Genomic DNA, 18,129 nt, shown 5'->3' on the forward strand with positions numbered 1-18,129 from the left:
CGTGCTGGTTGTCGGCGGCTGCGGTTACGTTGACGTGCAATCCGTAGCCGACGTCAGGGGTGGAGCGCATGAGCGACCTCGACCAGTCCGTCGAGCCAGATCTTCGGACGCGTAGCCCCATTCAACGCCGGGTCGTTGGCGTTCTCGGAGCCCTGACGGCGTTCTTTGCGGTCAACGCCTATGCGGTGCCGTACCTCTGGCCCACGGTGTATGACTGGCTGACGGGTCCATCCGGTGGTTCCGGCACCGGTGGCACCGCGGGCGACACGACCACGAGGTCGATAACGGCTACCGAGTACGCAGCGTCAGGCATTGCCATGCCGATGGCAGGCATGCTCTTCGCAGTGATCGCGGTGGGCCTCATGCCGTCGCGAAACAAGCTCTGCGACCTGGGTACCGTCGTTGAGAAGCTGACGTTCGGTCGGTCATGGCTCGTGGGACGTAAGGGGTCACGCCGTGGCACCGGATGGCTGCTGTTCGGCGCACCGTTCCTCCTGAGCATGCTCGGTCTTGCTTGCACTTCGTGGTTCTTCACCGCGTGCGGTGGTGGGAGCACGGACACCGGCGATGTCTCGGAAGCTCTGCCGTTGTGGTCACGGCTTATCTGGGATCTGTTCTATGCGGCGCTAGGCGAAGAACTACTCGTGGTGGCATTTCCCGTGGCGATGTTGATGTGGTGGGCACCAAAAGTCCTGCGGTCGCCGGCAGGCTGGATCGCCGTGGTATCCGTCCTCACCGCGATGCGCATGGTTTATCACCTCTACCAGGGGCAAGCGGCGGCGCAACACCTGTTCTGGGCGGCGGGCACAGCGGTGCTCTACCTCGTCTTTCGCAGAGTCTGGCCGCTCGTACTGTCGCACTTGGTCTTCGACTGGCTGTTGCTGGTCACCGATGACGGATATGTCAGTGTCCGGACCGAAGGGACGGTGTTCGTCCTGGTGGGAGTCGTAGCAACGATCGTCGGCGGCTACTTGCTGTGGCACAGCCGATCAGCTGCCGACGTCAGCGCCGGTGACTCGACGGTGACAGGAGCGCAGATCTAGAGGGCAGACTGGCTCGATTGCTGCTTCCCGACCGGAGGAACCGGACCCGTTCCAGGTGTTAGCTGGAACGTCGATGTCTGCGGGTCCCAGAACAATAGGTCACTGTCGAAGGCTCGGTGATGGTTCGCGCACAGCAACCGACCGTTCTCAGCGGTGGCTTCCCCGCCGTCGCGGACAGCTGTGATGTGCGCAGCATCCAAGAGGCGTACATCTGCCAGCCCGCAGTAGGCGCACTCGTTCGGGTATTCGTTGAGCAGCAGGCGGCGGAAGCGACCCTGAAAAGTTCGGACCTGCGTCTCGATCTTTCGGAAGTTGCTCGGGATCGTGACCTTGGTGAGCCTGGGCGGCCGGCGGCCGCTGCCTTCCGCACGTGGTTGCAGAAGGGGCCGGGGTAAGAAGCGCACGCCCAACGTCGCCAGGTGTGCTGACCAGAGCGCGGCGACAGCCTGCTCGTCCTGCTGGTCGACGGCGAAGCCGCTCCCGCCTGGTGGGATCTTGGTGTGGGTAACAACGTCGGCAACGTCTTCTCTCGGCAGCAGCTCATCCACCGTGAGAACCGCATCCCACTGGATGTCGAACATGCTCTTGTGTGCGAGCGGTAGGCCGGGGTCACCAGGTTCGGGGTTCGGATCGATGACGCGACCTTGCCCGATGAGACCTTGCAGGCGTTGCATGCGCAACCACAGGTAGACGGTGTCCGCCCGCGCGTACTTGTTACGGGGAGTGGCGCTCCAGTTGCTGCTCACCGTGGTGGACGTCGCAGCTCGCGTTCGCCGGGCGAGGGACTCAAGATCGCCTTGCACGTGATTGTTCGGCTTGACGGGGCCGGCTACGAACATCCACGCGGTCATGTCTGCTCCTCAGCACGAATCTCCAACGGTGGCAACGCATCCACGATCTTCATCGTTTCCAGGCTCACCGTCACGATCCGCGCGAGCAGGTCGAGGATGTAGCGCGGGTCGCCGACCTCGCGGGACCAGTCGTTTGGGTCGTTCACGATGCCGGACGGCTTGTCGGTCTTGACCTGGTAGCGGTCGATGATCCACTCGATGGCGGACCTGGACCCGAGCATGTAGCGATAGGCGTCCTCGGGGATTCCCGCAACGGTGATGTGGTCGTTGTAGACGATGCTCCTCTTATCGGCGACGAGCTTCTTCGTCTCCGGGTCGCGGATCTTGGCGAACGCTATCTTGCGCACTACATAGAAGTCATACGCGGCATCACCTGTGGGCGCGTCTGCAGGCTGCATGCCTTCCAGCTGGTATGGCTCAGCGCTCTCGTAGTCCAGGTGCAACTTCATCAACTGCTCCCCCGCCGCGATGTACGGCTGGGCGTCGACCACCAGGGGTATCCGCGGCAGCGTGCGCTTCAGATCCGCCGCATACGTCGAGCGGTAGTCGGGCGAGTGCAGCAGCCCGTAGACGTAATGGAAGACGTCATCCTTGGTGATCGAATCACCATACGCGGCAACGAAGTTCGCGTGGCATTCATCGGTGATGTTGTCGATGCGTCGGTAGCCGTCGATGATCTCATCATTGTCCGACGATGCGTCGAACGACAGCGTGCCATCGTCGGGCTCGACCTTCTCGTAGCGCCAGCGGGCGAAGAACTGGCCGGTGTCCAGGAAATGGAGGTCTGGCACCGCGTCGGTGGCGATTAGGCAGAAGTTGAAGTGTGATGAGGGGCCGGTAAGTGTAAAACCTGCGTTGTGATGACCGACTGTCGGGAAGAGTTCGTTGAGCCGGTAGACCATGTCATTGAGCGCTCGGTCGAAGTACACGTGCTCGCGAGTGAACGGTCTGTAGGCGGCGATCCGCAGCGCTTTCCTGTTGAAGTGACGAGGATGTTTTCGGTCGAGATCCGCGAGGAGGCTGCGATTCCAGCTGATCTTTGCGCTGTCCGCTATCGCGGTCTTGCTCGAGCGGCCTGCAACACGGTCGTTCTCGTAGGTGGTGACGAGTTTGTTCATATTCTTGACAACCTCGTCGACTGAGAAGTTATAGCACCACGGGTCGCGGTTAGTCTTCAGACCTCCGGAGAACAACCTGAATATGACATGTTCGTTTCCACGTTCCGCGATCGGCAGGAAGGACTCGAAGTCCTCTCGACGTTGGTTAAGCCAATCCCCAGCCTCGTTGGGAGTGATGAGCACTGCGGTGTCGAGATCTACGGCAGATTTTGCGTTTGCCACGTGCGCGAGCTTCTCCTCCCGGGTGAGGTAGTCGCCGACATCGGTGTAATGGATCCTTGCTGGTCCGACGTGCTCGGCGTCGCGGACGAGGATGGTGATGGCAACAGTGGCGCGAGAGCCGCCCCCGAAGATCTTCCCACCTTCTTGGCGTGACTGCTCGCCGGCTGTGCGTTGGTTTCCGCGCAGGTTGTAGATGTAGACGTCGCTGAACTCCTCCGCAAGTACTTTGCGCATGCCGTCAGCAGTGTTGGCGTCAATCCAGCCACCATTGGTGACGAACGCGATCACGCCCCGATCTTGTAGCCGCAGAGTCGCCCACCGGAACGCACGGACATATGAGTCGTAGAGCGAGTTCTTGTTTGTAGCAGTCGATTTGGCAGCGTAGCTGTCCCGGATCGACTGATCCAGGCCGGGATAGCTGTCGTTGGCGTTGTTGTCGTTGGCACTGTCCTGGCCGACGGAGTACGGCGGGTTGCCGATGATCGCCCACATGGCCTGCTGCTTCTGCCGCGTCAGCCTGTCGTTGTTGCCGACGAAGACAGAGTCATCCAGCCGGTCCCCCGGCTCGTAGGACTGGAATGTGTCGGTGAGCACCAGGCCCGGGAACGGCTCGTACTTCGGCCGGCGTTCCAGCCCGCCGTCACGACGAGCATCCAGGTACGCGCTTTCGATGTTGACCGCGGCGATGTAGTACGCCAACAGCAGCAACTCGTTGGCGTGGATTTCTTCGCGGTACTTGCGAACCAGATCTTTGGGCTCGATGAGGCCGAGTTGCAGCAGCCGGACGATGAACGTGCCGGTGCCGGTGAAGCCGTCGAGCACGTGCACGCCTTCGTCGGTCAGGCCCTGTCCGAAGTGCTGCCGCAGTAACTCGTCGGCCGAGCGCAGGATGAAGTCGACGATCTCGATGGGCGTGTAGACGATGCCGTTCTTCTCCACCCGGCGCTTGAACGCCTTGGCGAAGAAGTTGTCGTACAACTCGACCAGGATGCGCTGGCGGCCGGCGGTGTTGTCGATGTCGTCCAGGCGCAGCGCGACCGACTCGTAGAACTGGGTCAGCGACGCCGTTTCGGTGTCCAAGTTGTGTTCGTCGAGTGCGTCGAGCATGCCCTCCATGATCTGGGCGACCGGGTTGGACGTGGTGAAGTCGTAGTCGCCGAATAGCGCCTGGAAGATCGGCCGCGTGATCAGGTGCTGGGCGAGCATCTCGATTGCGTCGGCAGCGCTGATGCTTTCGTTGAGGTTGCCCCGCAGCCCATCCAGGAATTTCTCGAATTCCGTTGCGGCTTCTCCTGATTGGTCAGCGAGGATGCCTTGAATGCGCGTTGTGATCTGTTGGGCAATGTCGGCGACGTCACTGGCCCACGACGCCCAGTACTTGCGGTTGCCGACCTTGTCGACGATGCGGGCGTAGATGGCGTCCCGCCAGCCATCACCCCAGGACAGGTCCAGCCCGCCCTGGTCGTAGTCGGGCCCGGTTGACAGCTCGCCGTCACCGTTGATGCCGCCGAACCCGATGCGGGCGGTGGTCTTCTTCTTGTTCAGGTCGATCTTGTTGACGGTCGCGTCGAACCGGTCGTCGTGCGACCGCAACGCGTTCAGCACCTGCCACACCACGGCGTACCGCTTGTTGTCCGCCAGCGCCGCATCGGGACTCGATCCAGCCGGAACGGCGACCGGCAGGATGATGTACCCGTACTCCTTGCCCTCGGCCCGGCGCATCACCCGCCCGACCGACTGCACGACATCCACTTCACTGCCGCGTGGCGTCAAGAACATGACGGCATCCAGGGCGGGAACGTCAACGCCTTCGGACAGGCACCGCGCGTTGGTCAGCACCCTGCAGGTTCCTTCGGGCACGTCGGCCTTCAGCCAGTCCAGACGCCTGTTGCGCTCGAGGGCGTTGAACGTGCCGTCGACGTGGTCGCACTGCACCTGCAGATCATCCGACCGGGCAGAGCTCTCGCTGCTCTTGCCGATGTCGACGGCATCCACGTGCCGTTTAACGATGGCCGGGAACGCGGCCGAGATGGCCTTGCTGGTTGCGATGTTCGGCGCGAACGCCACCGCACGCTGCATCGGTGCCAGCGGCTCCCCCGGCAGCACGTCGAAGTGCTTGGCCAGGCCGTTCCAGCAGCCGATGATCTTCGCCGCGTCCGACAGCTGGATCTCACCGTCGTCGGCCAGCTCGCTCTGGAAGTTGCCGGACACGTACTTCTCGTCGACGGTCAGGATCAGTACCCGGTAGTCGGTCAGCAGCTGCTTCTCCACCGCCTCGCCGAACCCGAGCCGGTGCAACTCGAGACCGAAATACTTCTCGTCGTCCATGGATGCGATGACAGCGTCCTTGACGCTGGCCTTCTTCTTGGACTCCTCGCCGAAGATGCGTGGTGTCGCCGTCATGTAGAGACGCTTGGCACCCGCGATGAAGTCGTTGTCGTGCACCGCCACGAACGCCGACTCGTCATTGCCGGCCAGGGTGACACCCGTGGTCCGGTGCGCCTCGTCGCAGACGATCAGGTCGAACGGCGCGAAGCCACCAGCCTTCTGGGCGTTGGCCACGACTTCGATCGACTGATACGTCGAGAAGACAACCGTCATGGCCTTGGTGTCCGCGGCGGCCGTGGCCCAACGTTCTTGCAGCACCGTCAGATTCGTTGTCGCCGGCAACGCGACATCGACCGCGGAGATGTCTTCGTTCGCGACGGAGCGCTTGGTGGCCTTGGCGTCCGAGCACACCGCAACCATCCGCAACGGGACTTCGGCTTCGGTGGCCCACTCGCGCACTGTCTGGGAAAGGAGGCTGATCGACGGTACGAGGAACAGCACGGTTCCACCGACCCCGACGTTCTGCTCGGCCAGCCGCAGCGCGGTGAACGTCTTACCGGTGCCGCACGCCATGATCAGCTTGCCGCGGTCGGACTCGCCTAGGCCCGCGGTGACCTTCTCGATGGCGATGCGCTGGTGTGGGCGGACGGACTTCTTGTCCCTGGTCGTGACGAGCTGGGGTGCGTCCCAGGTGAACTGAGACCAGTCGACCGAGGAGTTCTCCAGCTCGGACATGCCGATCCGGCGGACGGGGATCTGCTGGTTCTGCAGCGTTGCCTCGGCGTTCGGGCCCCAGTCGGCACCGGTGGACACGATGATCCGCTGCGCGAAGTCATTCGTCCCGGACGCCGACAGGAACGTGTCGATGTCCTTCTTCGATACATGGTGACCCTCGGCGTAGAACTTGCACTGGATCGCCACGTTCTCATTCGTTAGCCGGTCGACCGCCACGATGTCGATGCCGGTGTCGCGCTTGCCGGCCCGACCCGACCAGTCCTGCCACAGGTAGACCTCGGAGAACTGGTCGGCGTATGTCCGGTCCGCTTGCAGGAAGGCGACCATCAGCTGTTCGAACTTGGCCCCCTTCTCTGCCTCCGAGCTCGACTCGGAATGGAGTCTGTCCAGTACGTCATACACAGTCGCCACCGGCCCATCCTGCCTGAGGGCGATCGGGCTGTGTGTCGGGATAGGCAAACGCGGCCTGGGCAACGGTTACGTGTGTGGCTTCTTGGGCTTGATGCCGCCGCCGACGCCCTGCCCGGGGCGGTTCGCCTGCCAGTGCGTGATCGTCGTCGACCACCACCACGGCCGCAGGGGCCGGTACTGCCCGTCGGCCACCGGCATCTGCCGGCGCGAGTGATACGAGCTCACCGTCTTGGGTGCCACACCCAGGTATCGCGCGACCCGCTCGGTATCCCACTTCTCCGGCTCGCCGGACTGCATGTTCACCGGTTCAGCCTTGCAAGCACTCGGCAATGCGTGTCAGCGCTTCCGGCACCAGCGTCCAGCGGATGCGAGCGGGACCAAGACGCTGCGAGGTCACGACGCCGATCTCTTCGAGCATGTACAGCTCGTCGAGACGCGCGGGCAGCTCGTGGGTCAGCCTCGGGCCGTCCATCAGCAACTGGAGCGCCTCCAGGCGTGCCCGGGTCCCGAGCACATGCAATGCCGACGCCAGTGGGGTGACGTCCTTGGCCCGGGACAACGGCACCGTGAGCCTGGCAGCGGTAGGGCGAACCATGGCACGAAGTATGCCCGGAGAGCTGCTACAGGACGGGGCTCTTGTTGGCCTGTGGATGGTCCGCGACGAGTCCCGCTCTGGACTGTCGCTGACCAGAGACCAGATTCAGCCCTGGCCCGGACCCGCTCGCGCCTCTTCCGAGCCCCCTGTGAGACCAGCAGAAGACCAGCAAGAGACCTGCTTCGAGGGGGTCGCAGGAAGAGCGAGACGTGCGCGAAATTCCTTGCATACTGATGGGCGTGACCGCAGTACTGCCAACGCAATTCGCCGGTGCGACGCCCCTGCCGACGCTGCTGGATGTTGCCGCGGAATTGGAGATGCTGGACCGGCGTGCCGACGATCTCGAAGAGCACGTTCTGGCCGCCTCCACGCGGCGCTACTACGACGCCGACTTCGCGCAGTTCCGCAGCTGGTGCACTCGTCTGGGCAAGCGCGCGCTACCGAGCGATCCCGAGGACGTGCGGCTCTACCTGACCGACCTGTCGCTGCAGCTCGACGTCGACGGTGCACCTCGCTACCGGGCTTCGACGATCGAGCGGCACCTGGCCTCGCTCAGCTATGCCAACTTCGAGCACGGCTTCGGCCGCGGGCTGGGCACGCACCCTCGAGTAGGACGCACACTGCAGGCGATCAAGAACGCCCGGTGCGAGAGCGTCCAGCGCAAGCGACCCCTCCTGCTGGATGATGTGCGCTCACTCGTCGCCTCCTGTGATCACCACCGCTGGCCGGCCGGAGTCACCGCTGCTCGGGATACGTTCGCGTTTCTGCTGGCGTTCGCTACCGGCATGCGACGCGAGGAACTGGTCGGCCTGACGATCAGTGCCGTCGAACCGGTGCCGACCGACGGGCTGTGGGTGCGCCTGGGCCGCACCAAGACCGACCAGCAAGGCAAAGGTGTCGTCCTTCCGGTCCCCTACGGCGAACACGTGATGACCTGCGTGCCGTGCGCCCGGGTCCGTTGGCTGCGGCTGGTGGCTGCTGCCGGCGACAGACCGACGATGATGCGCTGGGTGCGGCAGACACCGGCGGATCCGATGCAATGGGAGCACGTCTGCACGGACCACCGGCTGATGGACTCCCAACAGCCCGTCCTGCGCTCGGTCGCCAAGGGCGGTTCGATCAACGATCGCGCGATCACGACCAGCGGGATCCACAAGGCGCTCATGCGCCGGTTGGAGGCAGCCGGCTACAACCCGGCCGCCTACGGCATGCACTCGTTCCGGGCCGGCATGGTCACCCAAGCCCGCCGTAACGGTGCCGACGCGCGAGCCGTCCGCCGGCAGACCCGGCACACCTCCGACGCGATGGTCGACGTGTACGACCGTGAGTGGAACCCGCTGGAAGGCAACGCCGTACTGCGCCTGGGGTTGTGAGATCGGCGATGCGCACGCGTGGTGGCTGGCAGCTGTGGCACGACTGGTGCGCAGCAGCGTCGGTGGACCCGGCCGACGTCAGTGACCTGCACCTGGCCCGGTTCCAGCACGATGTCACCGTCAGCCGGCGACAACTCGCCGAACTGCGCGCGACAGCCCGGGAGCGGGGCGACCTGGAGCCGGCTGCACTGCCTGACCCCTGGGCCGGGATCGAAGCCGACTTCGAACCACTGCAGACCTGCCTGCGCAGCTGCCGGCGCTCTGGTTGGCCGGCCGGATACCGTGGCCGCCGGGACGCCTGGCTGCTGCTGCTGACCCGGGGACTGCGCCTGACTCGCCGGCGCGCGCTCGATGTCACCGCACGTGATCTGCAGCAACCCTGGACACTCGTGGGCAAAGAACTCACCCGCGGCGACGACCCCGCTACCTGTCACCGCTGCGTGGCCGTGCGCTGGCTGCAATGCGGTCAGGAAGAACACGACTGGGGGCGCAGCTCGGTCGGGCAGCTGCTCGTGGCGGCCACAGCCTTCGAGCACCAGCACCTGTGTGCCCAGCGCGACCTTGGCACGTCCGCACTGCCGGACTGGATCACCCTGGCCCCGTCGCTCGACCAGCACGGGTGGATCTCTAGCACCCATCGCAGACTCGACCAGAATGATCGAGACAGCACGCTGGTCCAGGCACCGATGACGCCCCGGTCCCTCACGTGCGTACTAGCCACCCGCTGCTTGCCGGGACCACGCTCAGCTGCGTCCGGTCAGGAAGGCGGTCCGCCTGAGGTCCAGGGGCCGTTGCGCGAGGTGTCCGACGTCGATCCAGGGGCCTACCCCGACTCCGATCGCGAGTTCGACGAGACCACCTTGGACCGACTCGACGAGGCGTGCGATCGGGCCGACGAGATCAACGCTCGGGTGGCCGCGCTCTTGGCCGAGGTGGCATCAGACTCGTGACCACCCAGTCGACTTGGTCGAAACAAGTAGTGGCCGTCAACGGTCATGTCGACTCTGTCAGCAGTTTGCGGTCGATTGCGGATCTACTAGGACGTTCGTTTGGGAGCCAAAATGGGAGTCAAGGCCACCCTGAGAAATGAAGAACGGCCCGGAATCCCGGGCCGTTCGGCGTGCTCCCCCACTTGGACTCGAACCAAGAACCCTCCGGTTATCCGACGGATACTCACGGCAAGAGTATCGGCCACGTCGTCCCCAGCTCCTGCCAGAACGACAGGCCATGCTTCCGATAGATTTGTCGATGTCGTCACCCAGTGCCTTGGCTGCGTCGGTCGCTCAGGGCTCCGCATTCTTCGATGCCCAGATAGCCGGTTCATCCGTCGGTCATCACCGTCGATCCCTCGGCGATGAAGGCGTGCAGGGTCTGAGCGGACTGCTGGGAAGAATGCGCATTCGGCACCACATCGCCGTCATCCCATCCCATCCGCCCGCCTGCCCTGCGCCGCTCGAGTGCTGAATGTGAAACATCTTTCGCCACGCCCTAATGTCGAACTCGGCCGTCAGTGATTGCCCGGCTCCTAGCGCAGGCTGGGAGCCATGCGCTCACATCGAACGGAGAGCCGACAGATCAAAGCGATCGCAGAGACGGCGGTCACGACCCGGTGGGGCATTCGAGTGGAGCAACAGCTATCCAGCGAGCTTGAAACTCCCGGAAATCCGCGGAATACCGGTCTTCGAGGTGGTCGGGATTACGGGCAACTCCCCCTCCGGACACATGTTCGAATAGCCTTGTGGGTCCGAATCTTTCGGATTGACAAGGCTATTCGCGTCTCACCGCCTGTGATGCTGTTGGACGTCCTCCTTTCTCTTCGCCACTTCACAAGGCTGCCGAAGCTGCTCTGCGCTCAGTTGCTCTCATCCGGCGGTGAGACCCTCGTCATCCCGGCCGGCATGGTCGACGCCATGGGCTTTGCCAGTGCTCAATGTGCACCGCGGATGCAATAACCACGCGCCAACGACAAGCTGATCGTGCGCTGTCCTGGTCACAACTCCGCTCGGGCGGAGTTGACCAGACGGGAACGCAGCGATGCCTTCCGTCATCTCTGGCATCGGCGACCCTCGTCCTTGGCCTGGTGACGCTTGTACGCGCGGCGGGCGGACGGTCCAGCAATGCCGCCATCGTTAACACCGGGCAGCGGCTCGGCCCTTTCAAAGCCCATGGTTGTTTCAGGTCTCCCCTAGACCATCGAGGTGTCGGCCAAGCACTCCGCACACACACAGTCTTGGTTATGCGTTCGTAGTTGGCATCGGCTCGAGCACGAAGGCCCATGCCACAGAATCGGATCCCGGCGTAGCGCAGCTTCATCCGCTCGGGGCCTTCCCGAGCGGCTCCCTGCTTCAGCCACGAGCAATGCCGCAAGACCACTTGGGCCGGCTGCGGCCGCCACGTCGACCAAGTGATGGACCGCGTCCCACGCGCGGACCGCTGCCCTGGTCACCCGGATCAGGCACGGGGTCCCAAGGTTCCATTCTGCGTCGGATACTCGGCCGCGACTGACCCTTCAGGACGACGCTAAATCCTGTTCTCACCTCACGTTTGCTGGGCCGACCAGGAGCTCTTACGGAGGCGATGCTCCGACAGTTCCTCGCGGCCCCGCAGTTGATACACCTGGCGCCGTTGTAGCGCATGCCGCCCGCGTCGACCGCGGCCTTCCCGGTCGTTCAGTCGAGGTGGGCATCGTCGCGATGTGCGCTGTGATCTGTGCGCGTAGATGTCAGCTGCTGCCGAAAACGAAAGACTGCCACACCGGCCGCGGCAAACGCGATCGCCAGTGGAAACACCCAGGTAGGTATCGATCCGGTGAGCTGTGAGATCGACTCTTGGGCGCTGGCCTCGGCACCGGTGGTGTCAGCGAGCCCGAGACTCCCTGTCAGGCCTGCCGTGCCGTCGTACCGTAGGAAGAGCGCGCCGATGACGATGAAGAGGAGACCGGACACTAACGAGGTCGTATGCACCTCAAATCGCCCGAGCCGTAAAGCCTTACCCCGTATCCATGACCGCTGTCCGAGATGGAAGCGATCCCAGAACCATGCCAGCACGAACAGCGGCAGAGCCATGCCGAGCGCATACACTGCCAGAAGCAACCCTCCGAGGGTTTTGGAACCCTGGGTCGATGCCATGGTGAGTATGGCGCCTAGTACCGGACCCGAGCAGAAGCCCGCCAGCCCGTACACCGCGCCGAGGGCAACCGTGGACAGGTAACCACCGTGACCGGCGCCACGCGAGGTGGCCCAGGTCTGCAACCGTGCGGTAAATGGTAGACGGAAACCGCCGCCAACCAATTGCACGGTACCCATTCCGATGATCACCCATCCGGCGACCAGGATCAGCTGCGCGCGGTGGCCATACATGATGCTCGACGCGGCAGCGGTGCCCGTGCCCAATGGCACCAACACCAGCGCCAGACCGACGTAGAAGGCCGTTGTCCGCGCCAGCAGTGCGCGCCTGCTGGAGAACGCGTAGGCAAAAAAGGACGGCAACAACAGGGCACTGCAGGGTGACAGTAATGACAACGTGCCTGCAGCCAGCGCCGACAACAGGCTGACACCGTTCATTTGGCGTCCTTGGCCGCCTGCTCGATCGTCTTCTCGAAGACGCTCAACGGCTGCGCGCCGATCACCGGTGTGCCATTGATCACGAACGCCGGCGTGCCGCTGATCCCGAGCGACTGGCCCTGCGCGAAGTCGGCCTTGACTTGCTTGGCGAGGTTCGGGTCCTTCATGTCGGTGCGCAGCTTCGCACTGTCCAGCCCCGCCGCCGTGGCCAATGAAACAATCCGGGCGGTGGTCAGGTCGCCGCTGTTGGGCGGGGACTGATGCTCATACAGTGCGTTGTGTAGCTTCCAGAAGCCACCCTGCTCGCCGGCCGCGCGGGCGGCCAGCGCAGCGGTGTAGGACTCTTTGCCGAAGTACGGGAAGTCACGCCACTCGATGCGTAGGACCCCCTGCTTGACGTACTTGTCGACGAGTTTCGGCTCCGTGGTGCGCGCGAACTGACCACAGTACGGACATTGGAAGTCGGAGAACTCCACCATGACAACTGGGGCATCCGCTTTGCCCCGGGCCAACGGATCCGCGGCCTGCCGGCGTGCGAGATGCTGGAACTCTTTGGGCACTCCCCCGGCAGCATCCGACGCTGATGCCGCCTGGGCTCCCGACGACGCCGATGAAGATTGGGCGTTGTCTGAGTGGGTGGTCACCAACGCCACGACAGCAACCATCGCCGCGACGAGGGCAATGAACACCGGGGTCATTACCCGGCGTCGCGCTGCGCCGTTATCTGTTCCAGTCATTTCAGGCTCTTCCCATATTGATGGCCGCCCCCGGTCGGGTAGGGGCATTGCGTCTGGGCGGTCAGGCGAGCCCGCAGTGCCCACAGCAGCATCGCGACAGCCAGCAGCTGGAGGAACGGCTGTACAGGTTCGAAAATGCTGATCGCACCGGCATATCCCAACGCCAGGAGCACGATTTTGTTGCACACGGGACAGCCGACAGCGAAGAAGGTGAGGACACCAGCGGCCGTCCCCTGCCGTGCTGACCGTGGATTCTGCGCAGTAGCTTCGGGCGGTGCGAGATACGTCGCGGTCAGCATCCCCATCAGCAGGCTCGACACCAGCAATGCGGGCCAAGCCCACCACTGCGGCGACACGTCGCGGCGAAACAGTGAGTTCGGAATCAGGTCAGTAGGGATACCGATAACCGTCGCGGCAATGAGCGCCACGCCGACGGTAATCCCCCACTGCCGTGAGGTCCAGCATCGGATAGCCGCCAGTGCAGAAGACATCGTGCTCAGGCTCCCTGGGTAGCCCGCTCAAGGGGCAGCCCTGCCAGGCGCCATTCCAGAATTCCATCCTCCAAACGCCTGGCCTCCCGGCCACCGGCCGTCAGCAGCGCGACGGCGTCGTGCGCCAGCAAGCAGTACGCGCCGCGACAGTAGGCAATCAGATCGCCGGTGGGCAGCTCCGGCAGTGCCCCGGAGAATTTCTCCAGCGGCATCGACACAGCACCGGGCAGATGCGCTTCGTCGAACTCCTCGGGAGGCCGGATGTCCAGCAATGTCGTCTCCGGGCCGCCCAGGATCCTCATCAGCTCATTCCGGGTGATCACTTCCGGTCCGTCGTCGCCGGCTCCGAGGTAGGACTCACGGGCTGCCTTGACATCAGGAGAATGGACACGCGCGACCACACCGAGAGCTGTGAACAAGTCCGCCACATCTTCGCCAGCAAGCCGGTAGATGACTCGTGTTCCGTCCCGGCGAGACGCCACCAACCGGGACGCCCGCAGAATCTGTAGATGAGCCGACACCGTGCTCAACCTCTGACTCAACGCCCGCGCAATCTCCTCCACCGAATGTGGGCTTTGTGCTAGAAGTTCGATGATCTCCAGCCGGCGGGGGCTGCCGAACGCCTTGCCCACCACCGACAGCTCGTCGAAAAGCCGCGCCCGCGAATCCACATATCCTCCATGAATAGCTGGAATACTGGAACACATGGACCATGTCACACTTCGTCACTCTGCAGCAAGGCGACACTCTGCCGGACAGGCACGGCTAGCCTTCGCGTCCGGTGCCGACATCACCGACCGAGGTGGCCGGTCGAGGCCTGGCCCCGGCGCGGATTCGAGTGGCTGCAGTCTCTCCCGTGGCCACACGGGCGCGAAAAGCTACCCCCGCAGCGGTCCGCATGCGCCATTTGAGTCTGTTGCGCTACCACGTGTGCAAACACTCCACCGGGGTACGTTCGGGGTACGTTGGGTGATGGGCTCTGAGATCGTTCCGGAAGGAGCACGGTAATGGCTAGCATCGTCACACCGCCACGCGCGGAGCACACCGGTGGGACCGACGACGCCGGTCCGACGACGCCGTCATCCACTCACCATCCTGGCCGCACGATGGTCAAGTGGATCACCGCGACGGACCATAAGGTCATCGGCAACCTCTACTTCATCACCTCGTTCGCGCTCTTCCTGATCGGTGGCGTGCTCGCGCTGATGATCCGCGCCGAGCTGGTCTCGCCCGGCCTGCAAGTCGTGGACAACCCCGAGCAGTTCAACCAGCTGTTCACGATGCACGGCACGATCATGCTGTTGCTGTTCGCGACGCCGCTGTTCGCGGGCTTCGCCAACGCGATCATGCCGCTGCAGATCGGTTCGCCCGATGTGGCGTTCCCGCGGCTGAACATGTTCGCCTACTGGCTCTACCTCTTCGGCGCGATGATCATGCTGTCGGGCTTCCTGACCCCGCAGGGTGCGGCCGCATTCGGTTGGTTCGCCTACAACCCGCTGTCCAATGCGACGTACAGCCCCGGCGCCGGTGGCAACCTGTGGGTCTTCGGGCTGGCCTTGTCCGGTTTCGGCACCATCCTGGGTTCGGTCAACTTCATCACCACCATCATCTGCATGCGGGCGCCGGGTATGACGATGTTCCGGATGCCGATCTTCACCTGGGGCATCCTGATCACCTCGATCCTGGTGTTGATCGTCTTCCCGGTGCTCGCTGCGGCCCTGTTCGGGCTGGGTGCGGACCGGGTGATGGGCGCGCACGTCTTCGACCCACAAACGGCCGGAGCGATGCTCTGGGAGCACATGTTCTGGTTCTTCGGGCACCCGGAGGTCTACATCATCGCGTTGCCGTTCTTCGGCATAATCTCCGAGATCATCCCGGTCTTCTCCCGCAAGCCGATATTCGGGTACAAGACCCTGGTCTTCGCGACGATCGCGATCGCGGCCCTGTCGGTCAGTGTGTGGGCACATCACATGTACGCCACCGGTCAGGTGTTGCTGCCCTTCTTCGCGATCATGTCGATGCTGATTGCGGTCCCGACGGGGGTGAAGTTCGTCAACTGGGTCGGCACGATGTATGGCGGATCCCTGACCTTCGAGACGCCCATGCTCTGGGCGATCGGCTTCCTGGTCACCTTCCTCTTCGGTGGTCTGACCGGTGTGATCCTGGCCAGCCCCGCACTGGACTTCAACCTCACCGACTCCTACTTCGTGGTGGCACACTTCCACTACACCGTGTTCGGCACCGTGGTGTTCGCCATGTTCGCCGGCTTCTACTTCTGGTGGCCCAAGCTGACCGGCCGGATGCTCGACGAGCGGCTCGGCAAGCTGCACTTCTGGCTGCTGTTCGTCGGCTTCCACACCACCTTCCTGATCCAGCACTGGCTGGGTGTGAAGGGCATGCCGCGCCGGTATGCCGACTACCTGCCATCCGACGACTTCCAGTGGATGAACGACATCTCCTCCGCGGGCGCGCTCATCCTCGGCATCTCGATGCTGCCGTTCATGTACAACGTCTGGAAGACCTGGCGTACCGCACCGCTGGTCCAGGTCGACGACCCGTGGGGTTACGGCGCCTCATTGGAGTGGGCCACATCCTGCCCGCCGCCGCGGCACAACTTCGACTCGATCCCGCGGATCCGGTCCGAGCGCCCGGCCTTCGACCTGCACCATCCCGAAGCTGCCTCATGGACGGTCAAGGCCTCCGAGGACACGCTCACGCAGCTGGCCGGTCCGGCGGACCGTGGCGACCGCTCTTTCATGAACCGGTCGCCCAGGAACTCCAACGAATGACGTCAGCAGCCATGGACCAAAACATGCCCGAAGGAGCACGGAGTGAAAGTTGAAACAAAACTCTTCCTACTTCTCGCGGTTTATGGGCTCGCGGTGGGCACGATCTACGGCATCTTCAGCCGGTGGGACGAGCCCGTTGGCGCGGTCGCTTTCTACTTGACCGGCTTGGCATGCCTGCTGATCAGCGGTTTCCTGTGGTGGGACCGGCCGCAAAATCGACCTGCGCCCGGATGACGACCCGTTTGGCGAGCAAGAGGATGTCGAGGGTGACTACGGATTCTTCAGCCCGCACTCCTGGTGGCCGTTGTTCCTCGCCGCCTCGTTGGCTGTCATCGCACTCGGCTTGGCGGTCGGCTGGTGGCTGGTGATGCTCGCCGTGCCCTTCGTCGCGTTAGCCGCGATCGGCTGGGTCTTCGAGTACTTCCACGGGGAACATTCCTTGTAACCACCTTTGATCGACGCGGATCAGAAATGATGATGAGGTGAAGGCGATCAGGAACAGGGCACTCTACGGGTACGTGAATGACAGGTGCGTAGGAGAATGTCGGACAGCGTTGCTACGCAACGGCATTCCACGTCCGCCCGCCCTCAAGCTGGTCCTTCTGAAAAGTGCCAAATGATGTCTGGCTCGGTCCTTGCTGCAGCCGGCTCTTCACAGCTACTGCCAGCGCGTCCAGTGTCGGTGGTGCCAGGCCCGAAGCGCGGTGTCTGCCTCGCTGATACGGGTCGGGGGGCTGGGTCGAATGTCCCTGGCCATTCCGAAGGCGTGCGCACGATCCCATCATGAACGGTTGGGCTGAGGTTATGCCGGAACCCCGCTGCGGAAGTCGAAGCCCGTGCCTATTGCGTAGTAACGCGCACTCCTACGGCCCCGACCGGTCGCCGGAGTGTGTCCAGGTTGCTGGGCGACGATTGTCGGCGTGTCTGTTGCAGCGTTCGCCATACCCAGCCCGACGCAAGGCGTCTGGCATCTGGGCCCTTTCCCGATCCGCGGGTACGCCCTGTGCATCCTGGCCGGCATCGGTGTCGCCTTGTGGCTCACCCGCAGGCGCTGGGTCGCCAGGGGCGGAGAGCCGGCGACCATTGAGAGGATCGCCTGGTGGGCGATCCCGTTCGGGATTCTCGGGGGCCGTCTGTACCACCTGATCACGGACCCGGAGTTGTACTTCGTTCCCGGCCGTAACCCGTGGAACGCTTTCAAGATCTGGGATGGCGGCCTGGGCATCTGGGGTGCCGTCGCCCTCGGCGGTGTGGGCGCCTGGATCGGGGCGCGCCGGGCGGGCGTGTCGGTGGTCGCGTTTGCCGATGCGGCCGCGCCCGGTCTGGCATTCGCGCAGGCGATCGGTCGCTGGGGCAACTGGTTCAACAACGAGTTGTACGGTCGCCCGACGTCGCTGCCGTGGCGGTTGCGGATCTACCAGTGGGACTCCTCCGCCGGGCACGCCGTCCGCGACGCTGCCGGGCATGCCATCGTCAAGGGTTACTACCACCCGACCTTCCTGTACGAGTGTCTGTGGGACATCGGCGTCGGCTGCCTGGTCATCTGGGCCGGCAGAAGGTTTGACCTGTCCCGCGGCCGCAGCTTCGCGCTGTACGTCGCCGCCTACACCGTCGGCCGGGCAGGGGTGGAGGCACTGCGGATCGATCACGCGAACCACATCCTCGGCCTGCGCCTGAACGACTGGATGAGTCTGATCGTCTTTGCCGGCGCCATCACCTACCTGATCGTCCGCCGGCGCGGCGGAGCGCCCACCAGTGGCGGCGGTCGCACCCCTCGGCAGACGGTTTCGCGGGACGGGCAGACGATCCGTTCTCAATGAACGGCCTCGATCGTGACGGTGTTGAGCATGACCGGGTCAGCGGCACGAGCTGA

General features: G+C 63.9%; 15 protein-coding genes. 7 read left to right on the plus strand and 8 right to left on the minus strand.

Annotated features, from left to right (window positions below):
* Positions 1-68 precede the first annotated feature (68 nt).
* Positions 69-1,043: a hypothetical protein gene (locus ACZ50J_RS11770; protein ID WP_464297376.1), complete on the plus strand. Its 975-nt coding sequence runs from the start codon at positions 69-71 to the stop codon at positions 1,041-1,043.
* Here ACZ50J_RS11770 and ACZ50J_RS11775 read toward each other — a convergent pair.
* The 4 genes from ACZ50J_RS11775 to ACZ50J_RS11790 all read right to left on the minus strand — a co-directional run bounded on the left by ACZ50J_RS11775 (position 1,040) and on the right by ACZ50J_RS11790 (position 7,303).
* Positions 1,040-1,894, minus strand: a complete 855-nt coding sequence (locus tag ACZ50J_RS11775) for an HNH endonuclease (RefSeq protein ID WP_464297377.1) — start codon at positions 1,892-1,894, stop codon at positions 1,040-1,042. The two genes, ACZ50J_RS11770 and ACZ50J_RS11775, sit on opposite strands and share 4 nt — an antisense overlap.
* Complete coding sequence (locus ACZ50J_RS11780; RefSeq protein WP_464297378.1) at positions 1,891-6,708, minus strand: DEAD/DEAH box helicase; 4,818 nt, start codon at positions 6,706-6,708, stop codon at positions 1,891-1,893. The genes ACZ50J_RS11775 and ACZ50J_RS11780 overlap by 4 nt, the downstream gene beginning before the upstream one ends.
* Positions 6,709-6,774: 66 nt before the next feature.
* The gene (locus ACZ50J_RS11785; protein WP_464297379.1) at positions 6,775-7,011 is read right to left on the minus strand and encodes a hypothetical protein; all 237 of its coding nucleotides are present in this window, start codon (positions 7,009-7,011) and stop codon (positions 6,775-6,777) included.
* A gap of 4 nt (positions 7,012-7,015) precedes the next feature.
* Entirely contained in the window at positions 7,016-7,303 is a 288-nt protein-coding gene (locus tag ACZ50J_RS11790; protein ID WP_464297380.1) for a hypothetical protein, read from the minus strand.
* 239 nt (positions 7,304-7,542) lie between these two features.
* On the opposite strand from ACZ50J_RS11790, the gene ACZ50J_RS11795 reads away from it, so the two are divergent.
* Together ACZ50J_RS11795 and ACZ50J_RS11800 are read left to right on the plus strand one after the other, a co-directional pair.
* Positions 7,543-8,676 (plus strand): site-specific integrase, encoded by a 1,134-nt coding sequence (locus ACZ50J_RS11795; RefSeq protein WP_464297381.1) that lies wholly within the window; start codon positions 7,543-7,545, stop codon positions 8,674-8,676.
* 8 nt (positions 8,677-8,684) lie between these two features.
* A complete protein-coding gene (locus tag ACZ50J_RS11800) occupies positions 8,685-9,626 on the plus strand; it encodes a hypothetical protein (RefSeq protein ID WP_464297382.1) in 942 nt (313 codons plus the stop codon).
* A 1,719-nt stretch (positions 9,627-11,345) separates the two neighbouring features.
* On the opposite strand, the gene ACZ50J_RS11805 is transcribed toward ACZ50J_RS11800, so the two are convergent.
* The 4 genes from ACZ50J_RS11805 to ACZ50J_RS11820 are packed head-to-tail and all read right to left on the minus strand — an operon-like array spanning position 11,346 to position 14,138.
* The gene (locus ACZ50J_RS11805; RefSeq protein ID WP_464297383.1) at positions 11,346-12,239 is read right to left on the minus strand and encodes a cytochrome c biogenesis CcdA family protein; all 894 of its coding nucleotides are present in this window, start codon (positions 12,237-12,239) and stop codon (positions 11,346-11,348) included.
* The gene (locus ACZ50J_RS11810; RefSeq protein ID WP_464297384.1) at positions 12,236-12,976 is read right to left on the minus strand and encodes a DsbA family protein; all 741 of its coding nucleotides are present in this window, start codon (positions 12,974-12,976) and stop codon (positions 12,236-12,238) included. Before ACZ50J_RS11810 ends, ACZ50J_RS11805 begins: the two co-directional genes overlap by 4 nt.
* Positions 12,973-13,467, minus strand: coding sequence for a hypothetical protein (locus ACZ50J_RS11815; protein ID WP_464297385.1), 495 nt, complete (start codon positions 13,465-13,467; stop codon positions 12,973-12,975). Before ACZ50J_RS11815 ends, ACZ50J_RS11810 begins: the two co-directional genes overlap by 4 nt.
* Before the next feature lie 5 nt (positions 13,468-13,472).
* Entirely contained in the window at positions 13,473-14,138 is a 666-nt protein-coding gene (locus ACZ50J_RS11820; RefSeq protein WP_464297386.1) for an ArsR/SmtB family transcription factor, read from the minus strand.
* A gap of 435 nt (positions 14,139-14,573) precedes the next feature.
* Between ACZ50J_RS11820 and ctaD the strand changes: the two genes are divergently transcribed.
* The 4 genes from ctaD (at position 14,574) to lgt (ending at position 18,076) form a co-directional block, all read left to right on the plus strand.
* On the plus strand, positions 14,574-16,256 hold the full coding sequence (gene ctaD / locus ACZ50J_RS11825) for an aa3-type cytochrome oxidase subunit I (RefSeq protein WP_464301344.1): 1,683 nt from the start codon (positions 14,574-14,576) through the stop codon (positions 16,254-16,256).
* A 42-nt stretch (positions 16,257-16,298) separates the two neighbouring features.
* The gene (ctaF, locus tag ACZ50J_RS11830) at positions 16,299-16,490 is read left to right on the plus strand and encodes an aa3-type cytochrome oxidase subunit IV (RefSeq protein ID WP_464297387.1); all 192 of its coding nucleotides are present in this window, start codon (positions 16,299-16,301) and stop codon (positions 16,488-16,490) included.
* On the plus strand, positions 16,477-16,701 hold the full coding sequence (gene ctaF / locus ACZ50J_RS11835; protein ID WP_464301345.1) for an aa3-type cytochrome oxidase subunit IV: 225 nt from the start codon (positions 16,477-16,479) through the stop codon (positions 16,699-16,701). Before ctaF (ACZ50J_RS11830) ends, ctaF (ACZ50J_RS11835) begins: the two co-directional genes overlap by 14 nt.
* 475 nt (positions 16,702-17,176) lie before the next feature.
* Positions 17,177-18,076 carry a prolipoprotein diacylglyceryl transferase gene (lgt, locus tag ACZ50J_RS11840; RefSeq protein WP_464297388.1) on the plus strand — a complete coding sequence of 300 codons (900 nt, stop codon included), beginning with the start codon at positions 17,177-17,179 and terminating at the stop codon, positions 18,074-18,076.
* The last annotated feature ends 53 nt before the right edge of the window (positions 18,077-18,129 follow it).

It is taken from the genome of Flexivirga sp. G2 (genome assembly GCF_055397625.1).

Coding starts and splice junctions, on each gene's coding strand:
- ACZ50J_RS11770 (WP_464297376.1), top strand. CDS start 69: ATGAGCGACCTCGACCAGTCCGTCGAGCCAGATCTTCGGACGCGTAGC.
- ACZ50J_RS11775 (WP_464297377.1), bottom strand. CDS start 1,894: ATGACCGCGTGGATGTTCGTAGCCGGCCCCGTCAAGCCGAACAATCAC.
- ACZ50J_RS11790 (WP_464297380.1), bottom strand. CDS start 7,303: ATGGTTCGCCCTACCGCTGCCAGGCTCACGGTGCCGTTGTCCCGGGCC.
- ACZ50J_RS11800 (WP_464297382.1), top strand. CDS start 8,685: ATGCGCACGCGTGGTGGCTGGCAGCTGTGGCACGACTGGTGCGCAGCA.
- ACZ50J_RS11805 (WP_464297383.1), bottom strand. CDS start 12,239: ATGAACGGTGTCAGCCTGTTGTCGGCGCTGGCTGCAGGCACGTTGTCA.
- ACZ50J_RS11810 (WP_464297384.1), bottom strand. CDS start 12,976: ATGACTGGAACAGATAACGGCGCAGCGCGACGCCGGGTAATGACCCCG.
- ACZ50J_RS11815 (WP_464297385.1), bottom strand. CDS start 13,467: ATGTCTTCTGCACTGGCGGCTATCCGATGCTGGACCTCACGGCAGTGG.
- ctaD (WP_464301344.1), top strand. CDS start 14,574: ATGGTCAAGTGGATCACCGCGACGGACCATAAGGTCATCGGCAACCTC.